This window comes from Streptomyces sp. NPDC028298, from assembly GCF_055565895.1.
Genome location: NZ_JBVHTL010000012.1, coordinates 149,240 through 173,540 on the forward strand (window position 1 = coordinate 149,240; position 24,301 = coordinate 173,540).

Here is a 24,301-nt window from a genome sequence, read left to right on the forward strand (position 1 = left end):
ATGTCCCAGGGAATTCTCTTGATCACGAAACGGTCCGGCGGTAGTCACCGTCGTCGGATACGCCTTGCCCTGCCCGTCGCCGCCGTAGGCGTCGCCACGGCACTCGCCGCCGCGGTGATGACCTCGTCCGCCGGCGCGGCCACCGCCCTGCCCACCCCGACGGTCGCGCCGGCCATCGGTTCGACCTCGCACTCCACCTTGGAGAAGCGCGTCGCGGGCGCCATGGCCGACGACGGCGCCAAGGACCGTGCGACCGCGAAGTCGTCGCTGAGCGGCGGCACTGTCACCTCGGGCGTCGACCCCAAGGTCATCGGCGGAACCACGACGACCATCACCACCGCTCCTTGGATGGCGCAGCTCTGGTACCACGACGACCGGGGCACCACCGACACCAGTGCCGACGACGTGAGCTTCTTCTGCGGTGGCAGCGTGGTGGCACCGACGAAGATCCTGACGGCAGCCCACTGCCTCATGAACGAAGACAACCAGATGTACGACTGGCCGGCCCACGGTGCCGTCGTCACCGGTACCGACCAACTGCCGACCACCTCCGCCGGCACCACGGACCTGCACGGTGGCCAGGTCACGGCCGTGCTGCGCCAGTGGAAGCACTCCGAGTACGCCCCCATGGACAAGGAGGTGGCGGAGAACGCCGGTGACCTCGGTGTGCTCACTCTTGACGCGCCGGTCAAGGCCACACCGATCCGCATGGTCGAGGCCGGCGACACCGCCTCGTACGCCGTCGGCACGAAGGCCAAGGTCTACGGGTGGGGCCGTACCAGCTCCACCATCCAGGACCTCTCCCAGACCCTGCGGACGGCTTCGCTGACCCTCCACGCCGACAGCACCTGCTCAGGCCTTTACGACACGTTGTTCGCCCCGAAGCAGATGGTCTGCGCCGGCACACAGAGCGGCAGCGACACCGGTACCACCGCGGCGTGCAACGGTGACTCGGGTGGCCCGCTCGTGGTGGGCGGCCGACTCGCCGGAATCGTCTCCTGGGGTGTCAAGGACTGCGTGACGAAGGGCTACTCCAGCGTCTTCACGAAGCTCGCTGACTATTACGTCGGTTCCGCCTACGCCCATGTCGACGACGTGAGCCTGAGCATCTTCAACAAGAAGCCCGACGGCAAGGCCGACCTCTTCGTCCGCGAAGCCTCCACGAAGACGGGCTACGAGAAGGACTCCAACGGCACCGGTACCGGCTTCGGCGCCCGCGCCTCCTGGGGCAACTGGGGCGGCGTCAACATGGTCGCCCAGACGGACCTGAACCGGGACGGCTTCCAGGACCTGATCTACCGGGTCAGCTCCAGCGGTGACGTGTACTGGGAGCACTTCGTGCTCAACAGCGCTCGTACGAACGGCTCCTGGACCGACACGAAGATCGCCACCAACTGGAAGACCCGCACCCGGATCATCACGCCGGGCGACGTCAACGGCGACTACCTGCCCGACCTCCTGTCCGTCGACTCCGGCGGCACCATGTGGGTCTACCCGGGCAAGGGCAACGGCACCTTCGGCACCCGCTACTCGGTCCGCACCGGCTGGAACCAGTACAACTCGGTACGCGGTCACGGTGACTTCACCGGCGACGGCAAGGCCGACCTGCTCGCCCGCCAGTCGGGCAGCGACGACCTGTACCTGTACAAGGGCACCGGCAAGACCGGCTCCGAGGCGTTCTCCTCCCGGATCAAGGTGCGCAGCGCCTGGACCGGCTACAACGCCTTCGACGCGGTCGGTGACATCACCGGCGACGGCATCGCCGACTTCCTGGCCCGTACCCCCGGCGGCACGCTCTACCTCTACAAGGGCACCGCGAGGGCCACCAGCGAGATCTTCGCCACCCGGGTCTCGGTCGGCAACGGCTTCCAGTGGTACGACGTCTGGGGCTGAGGTCCGCAGGCAGGAATCGGTTCCGGAACGGGGCGGTGAGGGTCGTGCGTGCGACTCGCCCGAACGTGAGTGGATCTTTTGAGGTGCACAGCGCGTTCACGGCGGCCCTCGCCGCCGCCTTTCCACTGTTCGGCACGGTCACCCGGCTGCCGGGCAGCCTTCTCCGGCGGACTGCGGGAGCCGCCTACGCCGTGGCCCGCTGCACGCGGTAGCTCCAGTGTGCGAGTGACCGGATGACGGTTTCGGCCCCGATGGGGTTGGCGCTGTGGACGAAGATCGTTCCGATCGCGAAGGGCCGTCCGTTGAAGGCGGCTTCTTCCAGGAGGGTGACCACCGGCATGATGGTGTCGTCGCCGCCCAGATCGTGGTCGAGCCACAGCTCGTCGACGTAGCTGTCGCGATGCTCTTCCAGAAGCCGGACGCCTTCACCGCTGGTGCGGGCGATCCTCGTGCACCGGGGGAGCGGTCGTAGGTCGTCTATCCCGAGGACTACGGGTGTCGACACGGTGGGGGCTTCGCTCATCGGGCCATTGTCCCAGCAGGTGAGTGGGGCACGCGCGCGGCATTGAAGTCCACGAGCCGTCCGGATTCCTTTCCCCATCACGGCGGACCGGATGCGACCAACAACGCGGACCGGGTGCGACCAACAACGCGGACCGGAAAGCGGCCACCAAAGCGGACCGGAACTGACCATCAACGCGAACCGGAAGCGAGGAGCCTCCGCCCTTCACGTCACCGGCCGGGCTTCGGCACCGTCCATTCCGCCGGTGTCTCCGGGGTCTGCGAGGTGTACAGCACCCGTAGCGGCCGTCGTTTCGCCGGCACCGCGAACACCGTCGTCCCGCGAACGCACGTGCCGGCCTTCACGGTCGCCATGCGGGGATACTCCGGCTTCGGGAAGTCGTCGTACGTCACGCCGACCGGCTTGATGCGCGCTCCGTCCGCGTACGCGAGCACCCATGAGTTGCGGGTGACCACGGCGAAGCCGTTCTTCAGGCACGCTTTGATCTCGACGGCGGCCCATGTGTATCCGGTCGCTCCGGACTCCTCGTCGGCGGACCTTCGGAAGTCGAACTTCCCCTGCTCGTAACGGAGTACGGTCATCGCCATCGTCGCTCCGCCCGACGTGTAGGTGAAGGCGCGGCCGAACGCGCGAGGCCCCTTCGCGTCCGGTTCCCGGTCCGGGCTGGGCGTCGTCGGCGTGCTCCTCTCGGCAGCCCGTGGCGTGCCGGATCTCGTCGTCGGCTTCGCGGTCTCACCGCCTCCGGCGCATCCCGTGGCCGCGGTCAGCAGTAGTGCGACGGCGACAGCGGCGGTACGGGTGCTCGTGCGCATGGTCCCCCCTGGTCGTGCGAGCCGAGGGAGGCATCATCGTGGGTGCTTCGCCCGCCTCGGATCACAGTGTTCAATCTGTGACCCGCCCGCCGGCGTTGTGGCCTTGGGGCGGGGTGGCAAAGGTTCGCCGCCGCGCCACATGTCCGTGGCCACTCATTTCCGGTGTCGTCATCCTGCCCACATGATCTTTCCCCTTGGCGCCCGTGCGGCCGTGGCGCGAGCACCGGACCCCCCCCGCTCGCCAACTTGGCGCGGTGTCCCGCGAGCAAGCGGCCGGCGAGCGGTCAGTCGACGGACACAGAGAGGGTGCCTGATGTCATGCCCCTGAAGAAACCGAGGAATCTGTTCATGGCCGCCGCCATGGCGATGTGCGTACTCGCCGCGACGGTGGTGTGGACGCTCGTGTTCTCCACGCCCGCGAGCGCGGAGGACGACTGGCGGAACCTCGACAACCTCAACTCCGGCCGCTGCCTCGCCGTACCGGGCTCCAGCACGGCCAACGGCACGGGTCTGATCCAGTGGACCTGCAGCGACAACGCGGACCAGGACTGGACGCTGGTCAAGATGGCGGGCGGCAACGGAGACCGCTACCAGATCCGCAACCGCCACAGCCTGTTGTGCCTCGCCATGCCTAGTGCCAGCGTGGCCAACGGCACCCAGGCCGTTCAGTGGCCCTGCGGCACCGGCGACGAACAGGTCTGGATCTACGACAGTTGGAACCGCCTGCGCAACCTGCACAGTGACAGGTGTCTTGGGATCCCCGGCTCCAGTACCGACAACGGCGCCGAAGCCGTCCAATGGACCTGCTCGGACAGCTTCGACCAGCGGTGGACCTGGTACGACCACGAGGCAGTCTCCGCCCGCCTCTACAACATGGCCACCGGCTTCTGCCTCGCCGACGCCAACGCGGACACGGCCAACGGCGCCGCGATGATCCAGTGGTCGTGCAGCAACAGCGACAGCAACTACTGGACCCTGCAGGCCGTGACCGGCGGTTACCGGGTGATCAACAAGGCGAGCGGCAAATGTCTCACCCCCGCGACCGGTACGCCCCTCGGCGCGAAGGCACTCCAGCAGCCGTGCGGCGACGGCGGCGACCAGGTCTGGATCCACGACAGTTGGGACCGGCTGCGGAACGTGCAGAGCGACTACTGCCTCGCCATCCCCAGCAGCAGCCCGAACACCGGTACGGAGGCGATCCAGTGGACCTGCACGGACAATCCGAACGAGCAGTGGCTGTGGTGACGCACCGACGGGCATGGCCCGTTCTGCTGACCGCGGTGGTCCTGGCCGTACTGACCGGCCTGCTCATGCCCCGCCCCGCCTCCGCCACGGGCACCTCGGGCGAGTCGATCGTCTACACGAACCTCGCGAGCAAGGGCGACGGCACCCGTACGCCCGACATCGTCAGCACCAGCGCGAACAACGCGGTAGTGGTGTGGCGGGAGGGACTCCGGCCCGGCAATGTGGACATGGGCTACATGCGGTACGCGTACACGACCGACGGCGGAACCACCTGGAGCCGCCCGCAGACACTGGCCCAGGAGACCGACCGATACGCCTGGCACTACGTCATCCTCTACCGGGCCGGCAGCACCCTCTACGCCTACCTCGGGCGCACGACCATCGCGGACTCGACCGAGGCCGACGGCGACGGGATCAACAACAACGGCCTCCCGATCGACGGCACTTTCCTCAAGCGCAGCACCGACCAGGGCCACACCTGGCAGGACGCCCCCCTCACCGTGCCGGACAAGGCCAACCTCGTCCTGTCCGGTCACCCGCTCCAGCGCGACGACGGCGCGTACGTCATGCCGTACTGGTCGTCCGGGCGGGAGAACGGCACGCTGATCTCCCGCGACCTGCAGACCTGGACGCTGGGCGGCCACATCGACGGAAGCGCGCTGACGGCGGGGGAGAACCAGATCGCCTACGCGCAGGTGCCCGCGGACCAGGCCCACCCGAAGAACTCGCTGTTCATGGTCGCCCGCGACAAGTCGGCCGGCGCGGCCACGTCCATGAGCACCGACGGCGGCGAGACCTGGACGGCCTTCGAGACGGACACCAGTCTGCCGAGCTACAACATCGCCCGGGCTTTCTTCACCTCGGACAGCACCGGCCAGTACCTGTACGTCTACAACGCCGGTACGGACGCGAGCAATCGCGACATCCTCAACTACAGAACGAGGCGTCCCGGAGGGTCCTGGAGCACCCCCAAGCTCTTCGCCAACGGCCCGGCGAGCGACAACACCGACCAGCCGGACGGCAAGGGCTGGGACAACTACCCGATGGCCGACGAGTACGCCCCGGGCAAGTTCTGGGTCGTCTGGGAATTCGACACCACCCGCATCAAGACGAACAGACTCGACATCTCCGACACGCCCTGATCTCTGACGCGTCCCGACACGCCTGCGTCCACACCCACGCCCCGATCCCGCCGGAGTGCGCCGACGGGATCGGGTCGTGCTGGGGTACGTGCACCCGCGACCACCCGGGCCGACCCGAGGCCGGCGCCGCGAAGGACCCTCGAACGGCGGCGGGGAGGGCGCCATTCCGGGTGGAATCGGGGCGGCCTCGCCCATACGAACGCCGAGGTGAAGCCGCCTGTTGAGATGGTCCCTGTGCTCAACCCGTGCAGAATTGACGGGAGTTGTGAAAGGCGACAAGAATACGGCTCGCTTCGCCGTGTCCCACGAGAGCGAAGCGACGCGAGTGACGCAGGCGGCCATGTCTTTCGTCGGCCATGTCTCATGGCACCCGCCCGAGTCGACCCCTCGCACCCCGCCACCTCCCACACCCTGACCTTCACAGAGGCTCATCTTGTCGCGTTCGCAACAAACAAGAATGCTCACGGCCCTCGCCGCGACCGCCTTCGCCGCTGCCGTGGTTCCGCTCGTCGGCGCGGGAACCGCGAGCGCCGCCACGTCCGGCGACTGCCAGTCCGCCACGGTCCAGTACCGCATCGTCGACGCGGACGGAAAGCCCGTGGGCGCGGACTGGTCGTCCCAGGGCGGGTTCCACCAGTGGGACAGCGTTCCCGGAACCGTTGAGGTCCGGCTGGCCCCGGGCCAGAGCGTCGGCGACGGCTGCAAGTACCCCGTCTCCCTCGCCGAATACGCCACCGAGGGACCGAACTGGTTCACCTCCGGCCATCAGAGCCTGGTCGACAAGGCCACCGTCTACCTCACCTCCGCGGACGTCGCCGACTCGGCCGACGCGAAGCAGACCTGGCAGAAGCTCGAGGTGCGTACGCCCGACTGCTTCGGCCAGATCGATCTGTACGGCGACGACGTCTCGTACGACGGCAAGACCGGCGAGGGCCACGGCCCCCTGCCCTACCAGCCCGACAACGTCGCGACCCCGTTCCACCTCATAGCCGCCTGGAACGGCGGCGACAAGGCGTGCACCCCCGCGACGCCGGACTCGCCCAGCCCGTCGCCGTCCACGCCGGCCACGCCCGCGACCCCCTCGTCCAGTGAGCCGCCCGCCGACGAGACGACGGAGCCCGCGACCACCCCCAAGCCGTCCAGCACGCCCTCCACCACGCCGGACGTGCCGCCGCTGACGTCGACGCCGCCGGCCACCCCGGCTCCCTCGCCCAGTGACAGCACGCCGCCGCTGGCCGAGACCGGTGCGAGCGGTCCGATCGGCCCGATCGCGGGAGGTGCGGCCCTGGTGATCGTCGCCGGAGCCGGTGCCGTGGTCATGTCCCGCCGCGGACGTCGCTCCTGACGCAGGTGTCCCGGGTGACTTGCGCACCCTAGGGCACTCTGACGGCTCCGCCCGTACGGCGTCGACGCTCACCGGCGTCGGCCCACGGGCGGAGCCGTTCCGTTTTCGTCGACTCCTTCAACCGGCCTTTTCGTCAGCCCTTCGTGTCAGCCGAGGCCGATTCCGAGGAGCAGCGTGCCGATGGACGCCAGCGTCAGGCCGAGCGGGATCAGGCTGACCCCGATGCCCACGCCGACGCTCTTCCGCTTCGCGAGGTACCAGGGCACGCCCAAGGAGAGCAGCGCCAGCAGGAGCAGCACCGCCGTCGCGCCGATCGCGGCCTCCGTGCGTCCGCAGGGGTTGGCGGCCGTGCACGAGTCCAAGGCCATCGGCGACATGAGCAGCAGGAACGCGGCGACGAGCTGGAGTGGCAGTGCCACCAGCGCGCCGGTCAGCGGGGCGATCCACCACTTCCCCCGGGGCTTCGCCGGTTCGGCGGGGAGGGATGCGGTCGCGTACGGCGACGGTGGGGTGGACGGCTGCGTGGAGACCTGCGGTCTGGCTGGTGTGCTCATGGGCAGAGTATGACGCCCTGGTGAAGGTACGGTGAATGCCGGTCCGTTCGGGTGGGGTATCGGTGTGTAGACGGGTGATTTGCGCGCCGGTTTCGATGGCGCGGGTGAATCGAGGCGGTCGTGCGCCGACGAGCTCGACGCCGTCGCAGATTCCCGCGACGGCCATGAAAATGTGGCAGCGGGCTCTCCTGCTGATCCGTAGAGCCGTTGAGGCCCCCGAACGGTGAGGCCCCCGAACGTTGTTCGGAGCGCGTGATGCGGCACACATGGTCCGGCGGCGCATCCCGCGTACCAGCCACTTCGCTCGGTTCATGTCCGGTGACCGACCGTCAGATCGTGCAATTGCGTAATTAGTACCGGGAGTTACATCTGGGGGGCCGGTCGAGCTTGCTAGGGTGTTACTCGTTGGTAGCAATCCGTAGGGGGCTTCGGGGAATCGGCGCGTTTCGCCGGCTTTTCCCGGGCGGATTCGGCCGAGACGGACGTTCTGGCAAGGGGGCCAGGCGGACGCGGCATCTGCGCGTAGGTATCACGCGGCCTTCGAACTCCAGTCTTCTCGCTCACTCATCCGAACAGGTGAGACTCCTCTTATGGCTCGTTCCCTGGTCGATCTGTTAACCCTGCACGCTTCCCGCCAACCCGACCGGACCGCGTACCGCTTCCTCGTCACGGGCGACTGCGACGGAGAGATCCAGGACATCTCCTACGGGCGGCTCGCCGAACGGTCCCGCGCCATCGGCGCCTGGCTCCAGGAGCGCGGCCTCGCCGGTTCCCGCGCCATGCTGCTGTATCCGCCCGGCATCGAGTTCATCTCCGGCTATCTCGGCTGCCTTTCGGCCGGGGTCGTCGCGGTACCCGGCCTGCCGCCGCACGGGCGCTCGCAGAACCACCGCGCCCTGCTCCGGATGAAGCGCCTGATCGCCGACGCGGACGCCAAGGTGATCCTGGGCGGCCGCGAAGTCATCGCGGCCCTCGCCACCATGGCGGAACACCTGCCCGAACTCGCCGAGATCACCTGCGTCGCCACCGAGGACATCCCCGACGAGGCCGCCGGCTCCTGGCGTGAACCCGACCTCACCGCCGATTCGGTCGCCTTTCTCCAGTACACCTCCGGATCCACCTCCGCCCCGCGCGGGGTGATGGTGACCCACGGGAATCTCCTCGACAACGAGCGCGTCATCACCGAGCGCATGGGCCACACTCCCGACGTGATCGAGGAGTACGACCATGAACTCTTCGTGAGCTGGCTGCCCGTTTACCACGACATGGGCCTCATCGGCCCGGTCCTGAACGCGGCCTACCTCGGCGTGACCGCCACACTGTTCTCCCCGCTGCACTTCCTGCAGCGGCCCGAGCGCTGGCTGACCGCCGTCAGCCGGTACCGTCCGCACACCAGCGGCGGCCCCAACTTCGCCTACGAGCTGTGCCTGAAGCACGCCACGCCGGATCTGGTCGAGGGCCTCGACCTGAGCCGGTGGAGGGTCGCGTTCAACGGTGCGGAACCGGTGCGGGCCGCGACCCTGCGACGGTTCACCGAGACCTTCGGCGCCGCGGGCTTCCGCCGTGAGGCCCTGTACCCGTGCTACGGCCTTGCCGAGGCCACGCTCATCGTCACCGGCAGCTCGGTGCAGGCGCCTCCCACCCTCGCCACCGCCACCGCCATCGACGAGTCCGGGCCAGGCGGCACAGCCCCGGAATCCAGGTCGACGGACGCGGCCGCGGTCGGCTCGGGCCGTCCCGGGCCCGGCATCACCCTGGTGATCGCCGACCCCGAACGGCAGGAGGAACTGCCCGAGGGCGAGGTCGGCGAGATCTGGGTGTCGGGCGCGAGTGTCGCCAAGGGCTACTGGCGCAACGCGCTCGCGACCCGGCAGACCTTCCGGGCCACGCTCGAAGGCCGGGAAGGCCGGTTCCTGCGCACCGGCGACCTCGGATTCCTGCGCGACGGCGAACTCTTCGTCACCGGTCGGCTCAAGGATCTGATCGTCGTCGAGGGACGCAACCACTACCCGCAGGACCTGGAACTCTCCGCCGAGATGTCCCACTGGGGGCTCCGGCCCGGCTGTACCGCCGCCTTCTCCGTCGACAGCGGGGGAGAAGGAGAGCGGCCGGTCGTGGTCGCCGAGACGGCGCCGGAGGCGGTGGGCGAGTCCGAGAAGATCATCGATCTGATCCGCGGCGCGATCAGCGAGGCACACGGCCTGCCGGTGCACGACGTCGTACTCGTCCACCCCGGCACCATCCCCAAGACGTCGAGCGGGAAGATCCAGCGCCACGCCTCCCGGGCGGCGTATCTCGACGGCACGCTCTCCCTGGTCGGCGAGCCCGCGGCGAGCTGACCTCCCCCTCCGGCGGCGTGCCCGCACGCCGCCGGAGGCCCGAGGAGCGATCGGCCGGTCAGTTCCCCGGACATCCGTCATCCGCCGTCCGCTCGATGCCCCCCCCCGCGCCTGCCGTCCGCCCACGTCTCCGCCGTACGCCGCGTGCCGTGCGTCGGCGCCATCAGTCGTACGTGGCTGTCCGCGCCCGCCGTTTCAGCCGTACCGAATCCACCTGTGCCCAAGTTCACGAGGACACCAGCCCAGATGCCTGCGAACGAGTCCCCGAACCGCCACCCCGAGATGTCCCTGACGACCTCCGAGGACGTGCGAGCCTGGTTGACGTCCGCTGTCGCGGAGGCGGCCGGGCTCGCCCCGGCGACCGTCGCACCGGAGCGCCCGATCGCCGAATTCGGTCTGGGGTCCGTCCAGTTGGTGAGGCTGGTCGCCGGTCTGTCCGAGTGGACCGGGCGGCCCCTCGATCCGTCGGTCGTCTTCAACCACCCGACGATCGCGGGGATCGCCGAGGCCGTCCTCGACGAACGGCCACCGGGTACGGCCGAGCCGGGTCCGGCGTCGGCCTCCGGGTCGCCGGTGTCGGCCGAGCCGTCCGTGCGGAGCGGCGACGACATCGCGATCATCTCCATGGCCTGCCGGTTCCCCGGCGGAGCCGACGACCCGGAGGCCCTGTGGCGGCTCCTCGAGGCGGGCGAGGACACCATCGAGGAGGTGCCCGCCGGCCGTTGGGACACCCATGGGCTCCACGACCCCGACCCGGACGCCGCCGGCAAGGCGTACACCCTGCGCGGCGGCTTCCTGACCGGCATCGACCGTTTCGACGCGGCCTTCTTCGGGATCTCGCCGCGCGAGGCCGCGGCCATGGACCCGCAGCAACGACTGCTGCTGCAGACCGGCTGGGAGGCGATCGAGCGCGCCGGAATCGTCCCGGAGACACTGAACGGCAGCCGCACGGGCGTCTACGTCGGCCTGTACGACAGCGGATACCTCGCCTCGGCCCCGCTGGACCGCCTCGACGGGCACGTCGGCACGGGCTCGGCGGCCAGCGTGGCGTCCGGGCGCATCGCGTACAGTCTCGGACTCCAGGGTCCGGCCGTCACGGTCGACACCGCCTGCTCCTCCTCTCTCGTGTCCCTTCACCTTGCGGCCCGTGCGCTGGCCCGCGGCGAGTGCGACCTCGCGCTGGCCGGCGGCGCGACGCTTCTCGTGACACCGCGTGGGCACGTCGAGTTCAGCAGGCTGCGCGGGCTGTCGCCGTCCGGGACGTGCAGCCCCTTCTCCGCCGACGCGGACGGTGTGGTGTGGGCCGAAGGCTGCGGGCTGGTGCTCCTGAAGCGCCTCGCGGACGCGCGCCGGGACGGCGACCGGGTCCTCGCGGTCGTCAAGGGCTCGGCGATCAACCAGGACGGCCGCAGCCAGGGACTGAGCGCGCCCAGCGGTCCCGCGCAGGAACGGGTGCTGCGCGCCGCCCTCGACGACGCCGGGCTTCGGCCGGAGGACCTGGACTACGTCGAGGCGCACGGCACGGGCACGCGACTCGGCGACCCCATCGAAGGACAGGCGCTGGCAGCGGTCTTCGGACCGGGACGCGCTGCCGACCGGCCGCTGACGGTCGGCTCCCTGAAGTCCAACATCGGTCACACTCAGGCAGCCGCGGGTATCGGCGGCGTCATCAAGACGGTCCTGGCCCTCGGCCACGACCGCATACCGGCGTCACTGAACGCGGAGACCCCGACCGAGTACGTCGACTGGGCGGGCAGCGGGCTGCGTGTGCACAGTCGTGCCGAGGCATGGCCGCGGCGCACCGACCGTGTACGGCGGGCCGGGGTGAGCGCGTTCGGGATCAGCGGCACCAACGCCCATGTGGTGCTGGAGGAATCCCCGGAGGACCTGACCCGACCGACTCCGCAGCCGACCTCGGCCACCGGCCCGACGCCGGCCGTGGAGCCGACGCCGACCGCCCCTGAGGCCCCGGTGCCGAGCGTCACTCCGGCATCGACGCCGGCCATGAAGCCGACTCCGACGGTCACACAGGCATCGACGCCCGCCGTCACAAAGGCACCGACGCCGACCGTAGAGCCGACGCCCACCGTCGCTCAGGCCCCAACGTCGACCAACACCCAGGCCCCGGCCGTAGACCCCACCCTCTTCCCTCTGTCCGCCCGCACCCTTCCGGCCCTCCGGGGTCAGGCGGCCCGCCTGCTCGACGCGCTCGCCGCGCAAGCGCGGCCCGCGCTGTCCGACGTGGCCGCAACGCTCACCCACCATCGCACCCACTTCGAGCACCGTGCCGTCGTCCGGGCCGGCGACCACGACGAACTGCGCACGGCGCTTCGGGGCCTCGCCGAGGGGACTCCGGACCCCGAGCTCGTCGTCGGCCCGCAAGAGACCCTGCCACCGGGCAAGCTGGCGTTCGTCTTCCCGGGCCAAGGTGCCCAATGGCCTGGCATGGCCCGCGAACTCCTCGACCGCTCACCGGTGTTCGCCGACGAACTCGACCGCTGCGACGCCGCACTGCGCCCGTTCACCACCTGGTCGGCGGCCGCCGTCCTGCGCGGCGACGCGGGCGCTCCCTCCCTGGAACGCGTGGACGTCGTCCAGCCCGTCCTCTTCGCGGTGATGGTCTCCCTGGCCGCGGTGTGGCGGGCCCGCGGCGTCCGCCCGGACGCGGTGATCGGACACAGCCAGGGCGAGGTCGCCGCGGCCTGCGTCGCCGGGGCGCTGAGCCTCAACGACGCTGCCGCGGTGGTCGCCTTGCGCAGCCAAGCACTGCGGGAGGTGTCCGGCACCGGCACCATGGCCGTCGTCGCCCTGCCGCACGGCGAGGTCGAGGCCCGCCTCGCCGAGCTCGGTGGCCGGGTCACCGTGGCCGCCGTGAACAGCGGCCGCTCGACGGTGATCGCCGGTGACGTGGAACCCCTCGACGTCCTGCTCGCCGACCTCGACCGGGAGCAGGTGTTCGTCCGCCGCCTCGACGTCGACTACGCCTCCCACAGCCCGCGGGTCGAGCCGCTGCGCGCGACGATCCTCGACGAACTCGACGGGGTGACCACCTCCCCGACCACCGTCGCCTGGTATTCCACGGTCACCGGCGAGCCGGTCACCCAGGAGCTGGAGGCCGACTACTGGTTCACGAACCTGCGGGAACCCGTGCGCTTCGCGCCCACCGTGGAACGCATGGCGGCCGACGGCTACCGCCACTTCGTCGAACTCAGCCCCCACCCCGCCCTCGTCACCGCCGTACGCACGGTCGCCGAGGAACACGGCCACGAGGACCTGGTCGTCGTCGGCTCACTGCGCCGTGACGAGGACGGGCCCGCCTGCCTGGACCGGGCCGCCGCCGAACTCCACGTCCACGGACGGCACATCGACTGGCGCCGGGTCACCCCCGACGCCAACCTGGTCGAACTGCCCACGTACGCCTGGGATCTCCAGTCGTATTGGAGCGAGTCCGTACCCGGGTCCGGCGCCGCGTCCTCCGGCCTCTTCGACCGGGCCGCGCACCCGTTGCTGGGCGTCCACCTCCAGTCGGCGGACGAGACCCGCTGGACCTTCCGCAACGAATGGTCCCCGGCCACGGCCGACTGGCTGCCCGACCACATCGTCTTCGGCCGGACCGTGGTGTCGGGCACGACCATGATGGAACTGTGCCGCGCCGCGCTCGCCGTGGCCCGCCCCGACGAGCCCGGCGACGTCACGGATCTGCTCCTGCTCGCGCCGCTCGTACTGCCCCGGACCGGCACGGTCGAGGTCTCCGTCGAAGTCGTCACCGCGGGCACCGCGGGCGCCGCACCGGAGGTCACCGTGTACAGCCGCCCGCGCGGCGGGGACGCCTCGGGCTGGACTCTGCACGCCACCGCCTCGGCCTCCGCCCCCGCGCCGGTGACGGAGGAGGGGCCACCGGTGTGGCCGGAGGACGCCGAGTCCGTCTGGAGCGAGGGGACGTACGACCGGCTGGCCGCACTCGGTCTCGCTTACGGCCCCTCCTTCCAGGGCGTGCGGTCGGCGGTCACGACCACCGCCGACGGCGAAGTGCTGGCCCGGCTGTCGCTGCCCGCCGTGGCCCGTGGGAGTTCCGATCCCTACCCCGTCCACCCGGCGCTGCTCGATGCCGCACTGCACGTGGCCGCCGCGCTGGACGCGTCCGACGAGCGGGTGCTGCTGCCGGTCGCGGTGGGCCGCTGCGTCCTGCCGCCCGGCGGCGCGGGCGACCTCACGGCGCTCGTACGGCGGAGGGGTGGCTCGGCGACGGACCGCACCCTCGACGTGACCCTGTGGGACGCCGACGGCCTTCCGGCCGGCCGCCTGGAGGACGTACGACTGCGAGCCGCCGACCGGGCGGACCTCGACGGCGCCTCCGAGAACGGCCGTCACCTGTACGAAGTGGCGTGGACGGCCCCCACTGAACCGTCCCGGACGGAAGAGAGCACGGCCTGGTCCGTCCAGGGCGACCCCTCGGACCCGGACGTCGAGGCCACCCTGAGGCGCCTGGCGGCGGCAGGCGCCCAGGTGCGCGAAACGGGCGCGGACATCGTCGTACGATTCTGGCCGCGCCCGGGGGAGGGAGCCGAACCGGCGCTCGCCGCGCACGAGTTGGCGGCCCTCGCGTTGGCCGAACTGCGTGACCTGATCGCTCTCCCGGAGGACCGGCTGCCCGCCCGGACCTTCTGGGTGACCCGGGGCGCGGTCGCGGCCGGTGCGGGGGACACCGTGCCGGGACTGGCCCAGTCGGTGCTGTGGGGCCTCGCCCGCAGCGCCCGCGCCGAACACCCCCACCTCGGGCTGACCCTCCTCGATCTGGACCCCGGCCTCGGCGACGCCGACGCCGCGGATGCCGTGACGGCAGCCGTCAGCCACATCGGCGAGCCTGAACTCGCCTTCAGGGAAGGCTCCTTGCTCGCCCCGAGGCTCGTGCGGGCACGCCCGTCCGTCGCCCCGCGGAGAGGCGCCCACGACGGCCGGGACGTCCTGACGCCCACCGACGGCACCGTGCTGATCACCGGCGGACTGGGGGCCGTCGGCCTGCACATCGCCCGGCTCCTCGCCGAACGAGGCGTCCCCAGGCTGGTCCTGACCTCCCGTCGAGGGCCGTCGGACCCCCGCGCCGCCGAGATCACCGCCGAACTGGCCTCGCTCGGAGCCGACGTCGAGATCGAGGAGTGCGACGTCGCGGACGCGGACGCCCTGGCCGGGGTACTCGCCCGGATCGGTGACGCGTCGGCGCTGCGCGGTGTCGTGCACTGCGCCGGAATCCTCGACGACGGAGTGATCGCCGACCTGACACCCGAACGCCTCGCACGAGTACTCAGCCCCAAGGTGGGCGGCGCCGCCCACCTCCACCGGCTCACCGCGGACACCCCGCTCGACCTGTTCCTGCTGATCTCCTCCGCCGCCGGCGTACTCGGCAACCCGGGCCAGGGGAACTACGCGGCCGCCAACGTCTTCCTCGACCAACTGGCACACCACCGGCGAGGGTTGGGACTCCCCGCCGTCTCGGTCTCCTTCGGCGCCTGGGCCGGCGAAGGCCTCGCCGCGGAGAACGCCGACCTCGACCGCATGGCCCGGCTGGGCCACCGCGCCCTCACCCCCGACCAGGGCCGCGAACTCGTCGAACTCGCGCTGCGCCGGGGCGCACCGCATCTCATCGCCTCGGCCCTGGATCTGCCCCGCCTGCGCACGACCACCGCCGCCATGGACGAGTCTTCGGCGGCTCTCTGGCGCTCCCTGCTGCCCGCGCGCCGCACCGGTCAGGAGGGAGGCATCGGTCTGGCGGAACGCCTCTCCCGCCTCCCGGAGGCCGACCGCGCCGCACGCGTCCTGGCCCTCGTCCGTGAGGAGGCGTCCCGGGCGCTCGGCCTGCCCTCGCCGGAGTCCGTCCGCCCCGATCAGCCCCTGCGCGAACTCGGCATGGACTCGGTGACGGCGGTCGAGCTCCGCAACCGCATCGGCACCAGGATCGGTGCCCGGCTCCCCGCGACCCTCCTCTTCGACCACCCGACCGCGGCCCGCCTCTCCGCCCACCTGCTGACCACCGCACTCCACACGGACGGCGGCACCACGCGACCCGGGGCCACCGAGCCGCGGTCCCACCGCACCACGTCGGCGACGTCGGACGAGCCGCTGGCCCTGGTGGCCATGGCCTGCCGTCTGCCCGGCGGCGTGAACGACCCCGAGGGACTCTGGAGCCTCGTCGCCGAGGGCCGCGACGCGGTGGGTCCGTTCCCGGCGGACCGCTGGGACACGCAGTCGTTGTACGACCCCGACCCGGACGCCCTGGGCACGTCCTACGCTCGGGAGGGCGGCTTCCTCGACGACCTGGAGTCCTTCGACGCGGGATTCTTCGGCATCACACCGAAGGAGGCGGCGGCGATGGACCCGCAGCAGCGCATGCTGCTGGAGACCGCGTGGGAGGCACTGGAGCGCGCCGGAATCGTCCCGGCCGAGCTCGCCGGCACCAGCACCGGTGTGTACGTGGGCATGTTCGGCAGCGACTACCTCGCGGGCACCCGGCTCGACGAACTCGACGGCTACGTCGGCACGGGGTCGGCGGCGAGCGTGGCCTCGGGCAGGCTCGCGTACACGCTGGGCCTGAACGGACCGGCGCTCACGGTGGACACCGCGTGCTCGTCCTCCTTGGTCGCCGTCCATCTCGCCGCGCAGGCGCTGCGGTCGGGCGAATGCGACCTGGCGCTCGCCGGCGGGGTGACGCTGATGGTGACGCCGGGGACCTTCGTCGAGTTCAGCCGGCTGCGGGGGCTGTCCCCGACCGGGCGGTGCCGCTCCTTCTCCGACGACGCCGACGGTGCCATCTGGGCCGAGGGCGCCGGCATCGTCGTACTCAAACGCCTCTCCGACGCCCGGCGCGACGGCGACGAGGTCCTGGCCGTGCTGCGCGGTACGGCCGTGAACCAGGACGGCCGCAGCCAGGGCCTCTCGGCGCCGAACGGCCCGGCCCAGGAACAGGTGATCCGCCGGGCCCTGGAGCTGTCCGGTCTCGACCCCGCCGACATCGACTACGTCGAGGCGCACGGGACCGGCACCACCCTCGGCGACCCGATCGAGGCGAACGCCCTCGCCGAGGTCTTCGGCGCGACCCGCCCCGACGGGCGCCCGCTCCATCTCGGCTCGCTCAAGTCCAACATCGGCCACGCGCAGGCCGCCTCGGGTGTGGCCGGTCTCATCAAGGTCGTGCAATCCCTGCGCCACGAGTCCCTGCCGCGCACCTTGCACGCCGGCACGCCCAGTCGCCATGTCGACTGGGACGACAGCGGGTTGCACCTGCTGCGGGAGACGGTCACCTGGCCCGCATCGGACGGACACGTGCGGCGGGCGGGCGTGAGCGCCTTCGGGATCAGCGGAACCAACGCGCACCTGATCGTGGAGGAGGCCGGGCCCGCCGTCGTACGGGCGGAGAGGGAAAACGCCCCGGGTCCACGGCTGTTCGTCCTGTCCGGGCGCGGCGAGGCCGCCGTGCGAGGACAGGCCGCACGACTCGCCCGGCACCTGGACGAGCCCGTCGACCTGACCGACATCGCCCACACCCTGGCCCGACACCGCAGTCACTTCGAAGACCGGGCGGCGATCGTGGCCGGAGACCAGGACGAACTGCGCGCCCGGCTCGACGCGTTGGCGACAGGTCGGACACCGCTGGCCCCGCCCCGCCCGGAGCAGTCGGGCAAGGTCGCCTTCGTCTACGCCGGACATGGTGGGCAACGGCCCGGCATGGGAATGGAGTTGGCCGCCGAATCACCGGCGTTCCGCGAGGAGCTGGCCCGGATCGACGACGCGGTGCGCCGTCAGGTCGGCTGGTCGGTCCTCGACGTGCTGCGCGCTCCGGAGGAGTTCGCCCCTCTGGACCGCACCGAGTACCTGCAACCCGTCCTGTTCGCGGTCAACGCGGCCCTGTCCGCCGCCTGGCGTGCGCTCGGCGTCCGCCCGGACGCCGTGACCGGGCACAGCCTCGGCGAGATCGCCGCCGCGTACAGCGCGGGCTCCCTGAGCCTCGACGACGCCGTGTCCGTGGTGACCGGGCGGGCCCGAGCGGTCGCCCCACTCGTCGGACAGGGCGGCATGCTGTCCCTCGAACTGCCGTGCGCGGACGTCAAGAAGGTGCTCGCGCCCTACTCCGGCCGACTGTTCGTGGCGGCGGTCAACAGCGCCCGTTCCACGGCCGTCTCCGGCGACGCGGAGGCACTGGCCGAACTGCGCGCGCACCTCGAAGCGCGGAACATCTCCGTACGACGGCTGTCGACCCCGTTCGCCTCCCACACCCCCTTGATGGAACCGGCGCGCGCGGAACTGCTCGACCACCTGGCCGGGATCCGGGGGACAGCGGCGCCGACCCCGCTCTACTCGACGGTGACGGCCGAACCGGTTTCCGGCGACCGGCTGGACGCCGACCACTGGTACGCGAACCTGGCACGGCCGGTCCGTTTCGCCGACACGATCCGGCGGATGCTGGACGACGGCTTCCGCTCCTTCGTCGAGCTCAGCCCGCACCCCTCGCTCACCGCGTCGATCGAGGCGGTGGCGGCCGAGGCGGGGATCGACGCGGTCACGGTCGGCTCCCTGAGCCGTGAGCGGGAGGGACGAGGCGTACTGCTGGGCCGACTGGGCGAGTTGTACGAGGCAGGGCACAGCCCCGACTGGCCGGCGCTGTTCCCCCAGGGGCGCCGGGTCGACCTGCCCACGTACGCCTTCACCCGCGAACGGCACTGGCGCGCACCTGTCCTGGCCTCCCGGACGACTGTTGGATCACCGCTCCTCGGCACGCACGTCGAGGCCAGCGACACACCCGGCCGGCACATCTTCCAGAGCGACGTCGACCTGCGCGACAGCCGCTTCGCCTACCTCACCGATCACCGGGTCACCGGCGAGGTCTGGATGCCCGGCGCAGCCTTCCTCGACCTGGCGCTCGAGGCCGCGACCGAACTGGGCGACGGTGGACCGATCCGACTGGCCGACGTGAGGTTCGTACGGCCGCTGGCACTCGACGCGCAGCAGCCCGTACGGCTGCAACTGGTCCTGCGGCCCGCCCGGGACGACGGCTCGCGGGAGTTCACCATCTCCTCCACGGCCACCGGTCGGCCGCGCGCGACCTGGGAGCGGCACGTCACCGGCCGAGTCGTCGACGACGGCGCCGAGCCGACGGCCACCGCGCTCGACTCCGACGAGGATCTGGCGGTGCTGCGCGACCGGTGTGCGGAGGAAGCCGACCTGCCCGCCGTCTACGCGGGCCTCGCGGGCCTCGGCATCGAGTACGGCCCCGCGTTCCGGCTCCTGGAGGAGGGGCGGCGCACGGACACCGCGGCGGTCGGCCGACTCACCCGGCAGCCCGCCGGCGGTCATCTGCTGCACCCCGCCGTCCTCGACGCCGCCTTCCACGTCGCCGCCCTGCCGGCCGACGCGCCCGCCGGCCGTGCCTTCGTGCCCGCCGGGGTCGGACGGCTGCGCCACACCGGTCTGCGTTCCGCGCCCGCGTGGGCGACCTGCCGACTGCGATCCGTGGACGGCGACACCGCGCTCCTGGACATCCGGCTCTGGGACGAGAGGGAGCAACTGGTCCTGGAGGCGACGGAGTTCGAACTCTCCGCGCTCTCACCACTGGACGGCGCGCTCTTCGAGACGCGCTGGCAGCCGCGCCCGGTGGCACGGGAACGGCCCGCCGACGGCCGCTGGCTCGTCCTCGCCGACGGGACCGGAGTGGCCGACGGGCTCGCGGAGCGGCTCGCCGCAGCCGACGTGCCCCATGTGATCGCGCGCCCAGGAGCGGTGTTCGCAGCCGAGAGCCCCGATCGCTATGTCCTCGATCTCGCGGATCCCGAGCAGTTGACCCGTCTGTTCGACGAGGCGTTCCCGGACGGGCCGCCGACGCGGGTGGTCCAGCTCTCGGCACTCGACGCGCCGGCCGTCGCGGACGCCGCCACGGCCGAGGAGGCCGCGCGGTGCTGCACCTTGAGCACCCTGCACCTGGTACGGGCGCTCGCCGACCGGCCGCGCAGCCGCGCCCCACGCCTGTTCGTGGTCGTGCGGGGCACCCAGGCAGCCGGTGACAGCACGCAGGTGACCCACCCTCAGCAAGCCCTCGCCTGGGGCTTCGGACTCTCGGTGGCCCAGGAATACCCGGAACTGTCGACCACGCTGGTCGACCTGCCCACCACGGACGGCGACGACGCTCTGTGGACGCAGCTCCGGCACGCGGACGACGAACGCCTCGTCGCACTGCGGGAATCGGGCCGACTGGTGCCGCGACTGGCCCGCACCCGCCCGGACGACGGCGGTCACGACGGCGTGAGCGCCGACGGCACCCATGGGGGTGCGAGCGCCGACGGGGGTGCGAGCGCCGACGGTCCGCACGCCGAGGCAGGCGCCGGCGGCGCGCACGGCGGGATCGGCGCCGACGGCGTGCACCTGATCACGGGCGGGCTGGGCGGCCTCGGCCGCGTGGTGGCCGAGCGGCTGGTCCGCAGGGGTGCCCGCCGGCTCGCCCTGCTGAGCCGGGGCGGACCCGACGCGGCCACGCGGAGCTGGATCGAAGGGCTTCAGGCGCGTGGCGTCGCCGTCCACCTCCCCCGGGCCGACGTCTCCGACCGCGCCGCGCTGAGCGCCGCCCTGGACGCCGTGCGACGCGAGGGCGGACCGATCGCCACCGTCGTCCACGCGGCGGGCGTCCTCGACGACGCCACGGTGGCGAACCTGACCGACGAACGCGTCCTGCGCGTGCTCGCCCCCAAGGTCCTGGGCACCGCCCTGCTCACCGAACTGGCGCCGGAGGCCGAGCGGTTCGTGCTCTTCGCCTCGGCGGCCGGTGTCCTCGGCTCGGCCGGCCAGAGCCCGTACGCGGCGGCCAACGCCTACCTCGACGCCTGGGCGCATCACCTCTCCCGCACTGGACGTCGTGCGTTGAGCCTGGACTGGGGCGCCTGGGCGGAGGTCGGCATGGTCGCCGGCTCCGGCACCCGGGCCGCCGAGACCAGCCGTTCCGGCCTGCTCGCCTTCACCGCGGCGGAAGGCGGCGACCTGTTCGAGCGGGTGCTCGCCACCTCCCGCCGCCAGCTCGCCCCCCTCGCCCTGGACCTTGCGGCGCTGGAGCTCGACCCGGACGCGGCCCGCGCCCGCCCGATCCTGGCCGACCTGATCACCGTCGCCACGGGCCCCGCGTCCACGGACGACCTCGTCACCCGGGTGTTCGCGGCGACGACGGACCAGGACCGAGCCGCACGGCTCGAAGCGTATGTTCGGGCCAAGGTCGGCCAGGTCTCCGGCGGTGTCGCGGAGCTCTCCGCGACCACGGCCCTCAAGGAACTGGGCCTGGACTCCCTCATGCTGGTCCGGCTGCGCAACGCCTTCACCCGGGAGCTGGGCGCCGAACTCCCGGCCGCCGCCGTCTTCTCGGCCTCCGACATCCGGGGCCTCGCGCGGGCCCTGGCGGAGGTGCTGCCCGAACGCGACTCCGCTCCCCGAGGGGAGGAGCCGGAGCCCGACGTCGCCTCCGAGGTGCCCGAGAGCGAGCTGCGGCCCGCGACCCGCGACGTCGTACGGCTGCTGCGCAGCGCCCAGCCCGGCATGCCGGACGCGGCACACGCCGTCGGCCTGGCCGTCCGGCTCACCGCACCCACCACCCGCGAGACCCTCACCGACATCATCACCCGGCTTGCCGGGCGTCACGCGGCCCTGCGCACCGCGATCGACGGGGGTGACGGACGGAACCGACAGCTCCGCGTGGAACGGGAGCCGGCCGAGGCGTTGCTGCGCTGGACGGACGTGCCCGCCGACGCCGATCCGGACGCCGCCGCCCGGCTGTCCCGGCTGCTGGAGACACCGTTCGACCTGGCGAGCGCGTCCTTGTGGCGGTTCGAACTGCTCGACGCCGGCCCGCGAGGACAGACCCTGGTGTTCGGCGCGCACCACGCGGTGAGCGATCTGCAGTCGTTGCTGCTCGTGGCGGGAGAGATCGACGCCGAACTCTCCGGCACGTCTCTCGGGGACACGGTCACCAACCGTGACATCGACCTGCTCGTCGAGGCCCAGCAGAGCGGTGGGGGCTCCGGCGGCGCCGGCACCGAGTGGCGCGAGGCCTTCCACGGCAGCGAGCGTCTCGACCTGACGCTCGCCCGGCCCCGCCCCGCGAGTCGTTCGTACCGGGCCGGGAGCGTGACCGTAGCGATCCCCGACGCACTGATGGCACGGGTGTCCGCGGCCGCGAGCGCCCTCGCCGTCACACCCGCCGCGTTCTGCCTCGGCACCCTGACCGTCCTGCTGGCCCGGATGCGGGAACGGGAGCGCTTCGTGCTCGCCGTGCCCGTCGACACGCGCATCCACGCCGACGCGTACGACGCGGTGGGCTTCTTCGGCGTACCGGTGCCGTTCCCGGCGCAGGCGGGCGCGGGGGAGCGGATCGAGGACGTGCTGCGGCGCACGGACGCGCGCCTGGACCGGGTTCTGGCGAAGGGCGCCATGTTCACGGACGTGCTGGCGACCCTGGCCCGACAGGGCCTGCACCGCGCGAACGCCCCCCTCGTGGAGGTCTACTTCAACTACGTACGTTCCTCGGCGGCCCGTCTCGACCGGCTGGAGGTGCTGCCGGCCGGCACGGGATACTCCGACCTCGACCTCATGATCACCATGACCCCGGACGCGGCCCGCATTCGCCTCGACCACAACCTCGACATCCTGGACACGGCGACCACCACCGGGTTGGCGCAGGAGTTCCTGCGACTGCTGGCGACGACGGCCGACGATCCGACGGCGGCGGTCCGGGCGACGGCAACCGCGGCCGAGCCGGACACCAAGGCTCGCCCGCACCGCTCGCTCGCCCTCGCCGCCACCTTCGCGCTCGGCCATCTCCCGGGGCTCTGCCAGGCGGCGATGGAGGAGGACACCCGCGGGAGGGCGGGGGAGCGGGGCCGGAACGAGGGCCCGACGGTTGCGGAAGCGCCGTATCACCAGGTGCTCGCCGCCCTGCGTGACCCTTCGAGTGTCTTCGCCGATCCGGCGACGGCGGCGGGCGTGGTGCTGCTGCGGGCCGTGGACCTGGAACGGTTCGGCCCGGTCACCGACGCTGTCCTGACCGAACTTCTCGCCGCCTACCCGGCCGCGCTGCGGGCTCTGTCCGAGCGGACCCGCCGGCCACTGGTCGTCGGCATCCTGCCCTCGGCGCGGCACGACGACCGCCTCACGCGCTGGGAGTACGACCTCGCCGCCGAGCTGGCCGAAGCGCCTGGCATCGCGGTGCTCGGCCCGGACGACTGGACACGCCACCACACCGTCGCCCAGCCCTTCGACGAGCGGACCGAGCGGCTGGCTCATCTCCCCTTCACCCCGCAGTTCCAGGCGGCGGTGGCCCTGCGACTGGCCCAGGTGCTACGAGCGGTCCTGCGTCCGGCGCCCAAGGTCATCGCGGTGGACGGGGACGAGACCCTGTGGGGCGGCGTCGCCGGGGAGATCGGCCCCGACGCGGTGGAACTCTCGGGCCCGCGCGCCCAGTTGGCTCGGACGCTGCTGCGATGGCGTTCCGCGGGCGCGCTGCTGGCCCTCGTCAGCAACAACGACGAGGACACCGTACGAGCCGTCCTGGACCGTCCGGACAGCACGCTCAAGGCGGAACACTTCAGTGTCCTGTCCGCCGGGTGGGGCCCCAAGCCCGACCGGCTCACGGAGGCCGCGCGCACCCTCAACCTGGGACTCGACAGCTTCCTGTTCCTCGACGACAACCCGGTCGAGATCGAGGGAGTGCGGTCGGTGCTGCCCGAGGTGCTGTCGGTGACCTGCCCTCCGGTGGCCGAACTGGACGACTTCCTGCGCCGGTTGTGGCCGCTCGTCCCGGCCGCGGCGACGGCCGAGGACGAACTGCGGGCCGGTTTCTACGCACAGGAACGGGAGCGGGACGCGATACGCGAGCAGGCCGGATTCGAGGAGTTCCTCGCCCGGTTGGAGCTGGAGGTCGACATCCGGGACCTGTCCGACGCCGACGTCGAGCGGGCCGAACAACTCGTCCGGCGCACCAATCAGTTCACCCTCCGGCCCCGGTCCGCCGACGGTGGCGATCTGGCGCGGTGGCGGGAGCGGGGCGAGGTCTGGACGGCCGCGGCACGGGACCGCTTCGGCGACTACGGCCAGATCGGCCTGATCGCCGTGCGCGCGGACGGCGATCAACTCGACGTCCTCGCCTGGAATCTGAGCTGCCGCGCACTCGGCCGGGGCATTGAGGAACGGCTGTTGTGCCGGCTGGCGGACCACGCCGACCGGCTGGGCTGCGTGAAGGTCCGGCTCACGGCCGAGCGAACCGACCGCAACGTACCGGCCCGGCGCCTGCTGGCCGCGCTCGGCGGCGGCGACCAGGACGACCGGCACCTGGAGGCCGTGGTGACGCCGGAACAACTGCGGGCCTTCCGCTCGTGGCGCCGGCGGTGAGCGGGCGGGCGCTCCGGCGAGCGGAGGCAGTGCGGACAT

At 71.8% G+C, this 24,301-nt stretch carries 9 protein-coding genes; 6 read left to right on the forward strand and 3 right to left on the reverse strand.

Annotated features, from left to right (window positions below):
- Positions 1 to 1,893: a trypsin-like serine protease gene (locus ACZ4TO_RS38210; protein WP_468026631.1), complete on the forward strand. Its 1,893-nt coding sequence runs from the start codon at positions 1 to 3 to the stop codon at positions 1,891 to 1,893.
- Positions 1,894 to 2,077: 184 nt separating this feature from the next.
- Here ACZ4TO_RS38210 and ACZ4TO_RS38215 read toward each other — a convergent pair whose 3' ends face one another.
- Both ACZ4TO_RS38215 and ACZ4TO_RS38220 read right to left on the reverse strand, forming a co-directional pair.
- On the reverse strand, positions 2,078 to 2,416 hold the full coding sequence (locus ACZ4TO_RS38215) for a cyclic-phosphate processing receiver domain-containing protein (protein WP_385041882.1): 339 nt from the start codon (positions 2,414 to 2,416) through the stop codon (positions 2,078 to 2,080).
- Between the two features lie 209 nt (positions 2,417 to 2,625).
- Entirely contained in the window at positions 2,626 to 3,228 is a 603-nt protein-coding gene (locus ACZ4TO_RS38220) for a hypothetical protein (protein ID WP_468026632.1), read from the reverse strand.
- 318 nt (positions 3,229 to 3,546) lie between these two features.
- On the opposite strand from ACZ4TO_RS38220, the gene ACZ4TO_RS38225 reads away from it, so the two are divergent.
- The 3 genes from ACZ4TO_RS38225 (at position 3,547) to ACZ4TO_RS38235 (ending at position 6,960) form a co-directional block, all read left to right on the forward strand.
- The gene (locus ACZ4TO_RS38225) at positions 3,547 to 4,473 is read left to right on the forward strand and encodes an RICIN domain-containing protein (RefSeq protein ID WP_468026633.1); all 927 of its coding nucleotides are present in this window, start codon (positions 3,547 to 3,549) and stop codon (positions 4,471 to 4,473) included.
- A complete protein-coding gene (locus ACZ4TO_RS38230; RefSeq protein WP_468026634.1) occupies positions 4,470 to 5,615 on the forward strand; it encodes a sialidase family protein in 1,146 nt (381 codons plus the stop codon). The genes ACZ4TO_RS38225 and ACZ4TO_RS38230 overlap by 4 nt, the downstream gene beginning before the upstream one ends.
- Positions 5,616 to 6,072: 457 nt before the next feature.
- On the forward strand, positions 6,073 to 6,960 hold the full coding sequence (locus tag ACZ4TO_RS38235) for a hypothetical protein (RefSeq protein ID WP_468026635.1): 888 nt from the start codon (positions 6,073 to 6,075) through the stop codon (positions 6,958 to 6,960).
- A gap of 146 nt (positions 6,961 to 7,106) precedes the next feature.
- Here the strand turns inward: ACZ4TO_RS38235 and ACZ4TO_RS38240 are convergent, their stop codons facing one another.
- Positions 7,107 to 7,514, reverse strand: coding sequence for a hypothetical protein (locus ACZ4TO_RS38240; protein WP_382778347.1), 408 nt, complete (start codon positions 7,512 to 7,514; stop codon positions 7,107 to 7,109).
- Between the two features lie 590 nt (positions 7,515 to 8,104).
- On the opposite strand from ACZ4TO_RS38240, the gene ACZ4TO_RS38245 reads away from it, so the two are divergent.
- Positions 8,105 to 9,853: a fatty acyl-AMP ligase gene (locus tag ACZ4TO_RS38245; protein ID WP_468026636.1), complete on the forward strand. Its 1,749-nt coding sequence runs from the start codon at positions 8,105 to 8,107 to the stop codon at positions 9,851 to 9,853.
- Between the two features lie 246 nt (positions 9,854 to 10,099).
- Complete coding sequence (locus ACZ4TO_RS38250) at positions 10,100 to 24,262, forward strand: SDR family NAD(P)-dependent oxidoreductase (protein WP_468026637.1); 14,163 nt, start codon at positions 10,100 to 10,102, stop codon at positions 24,260 to 24,262.
- Positions 24,263 to 24,301: the final 39 nt, after the last annotated feature.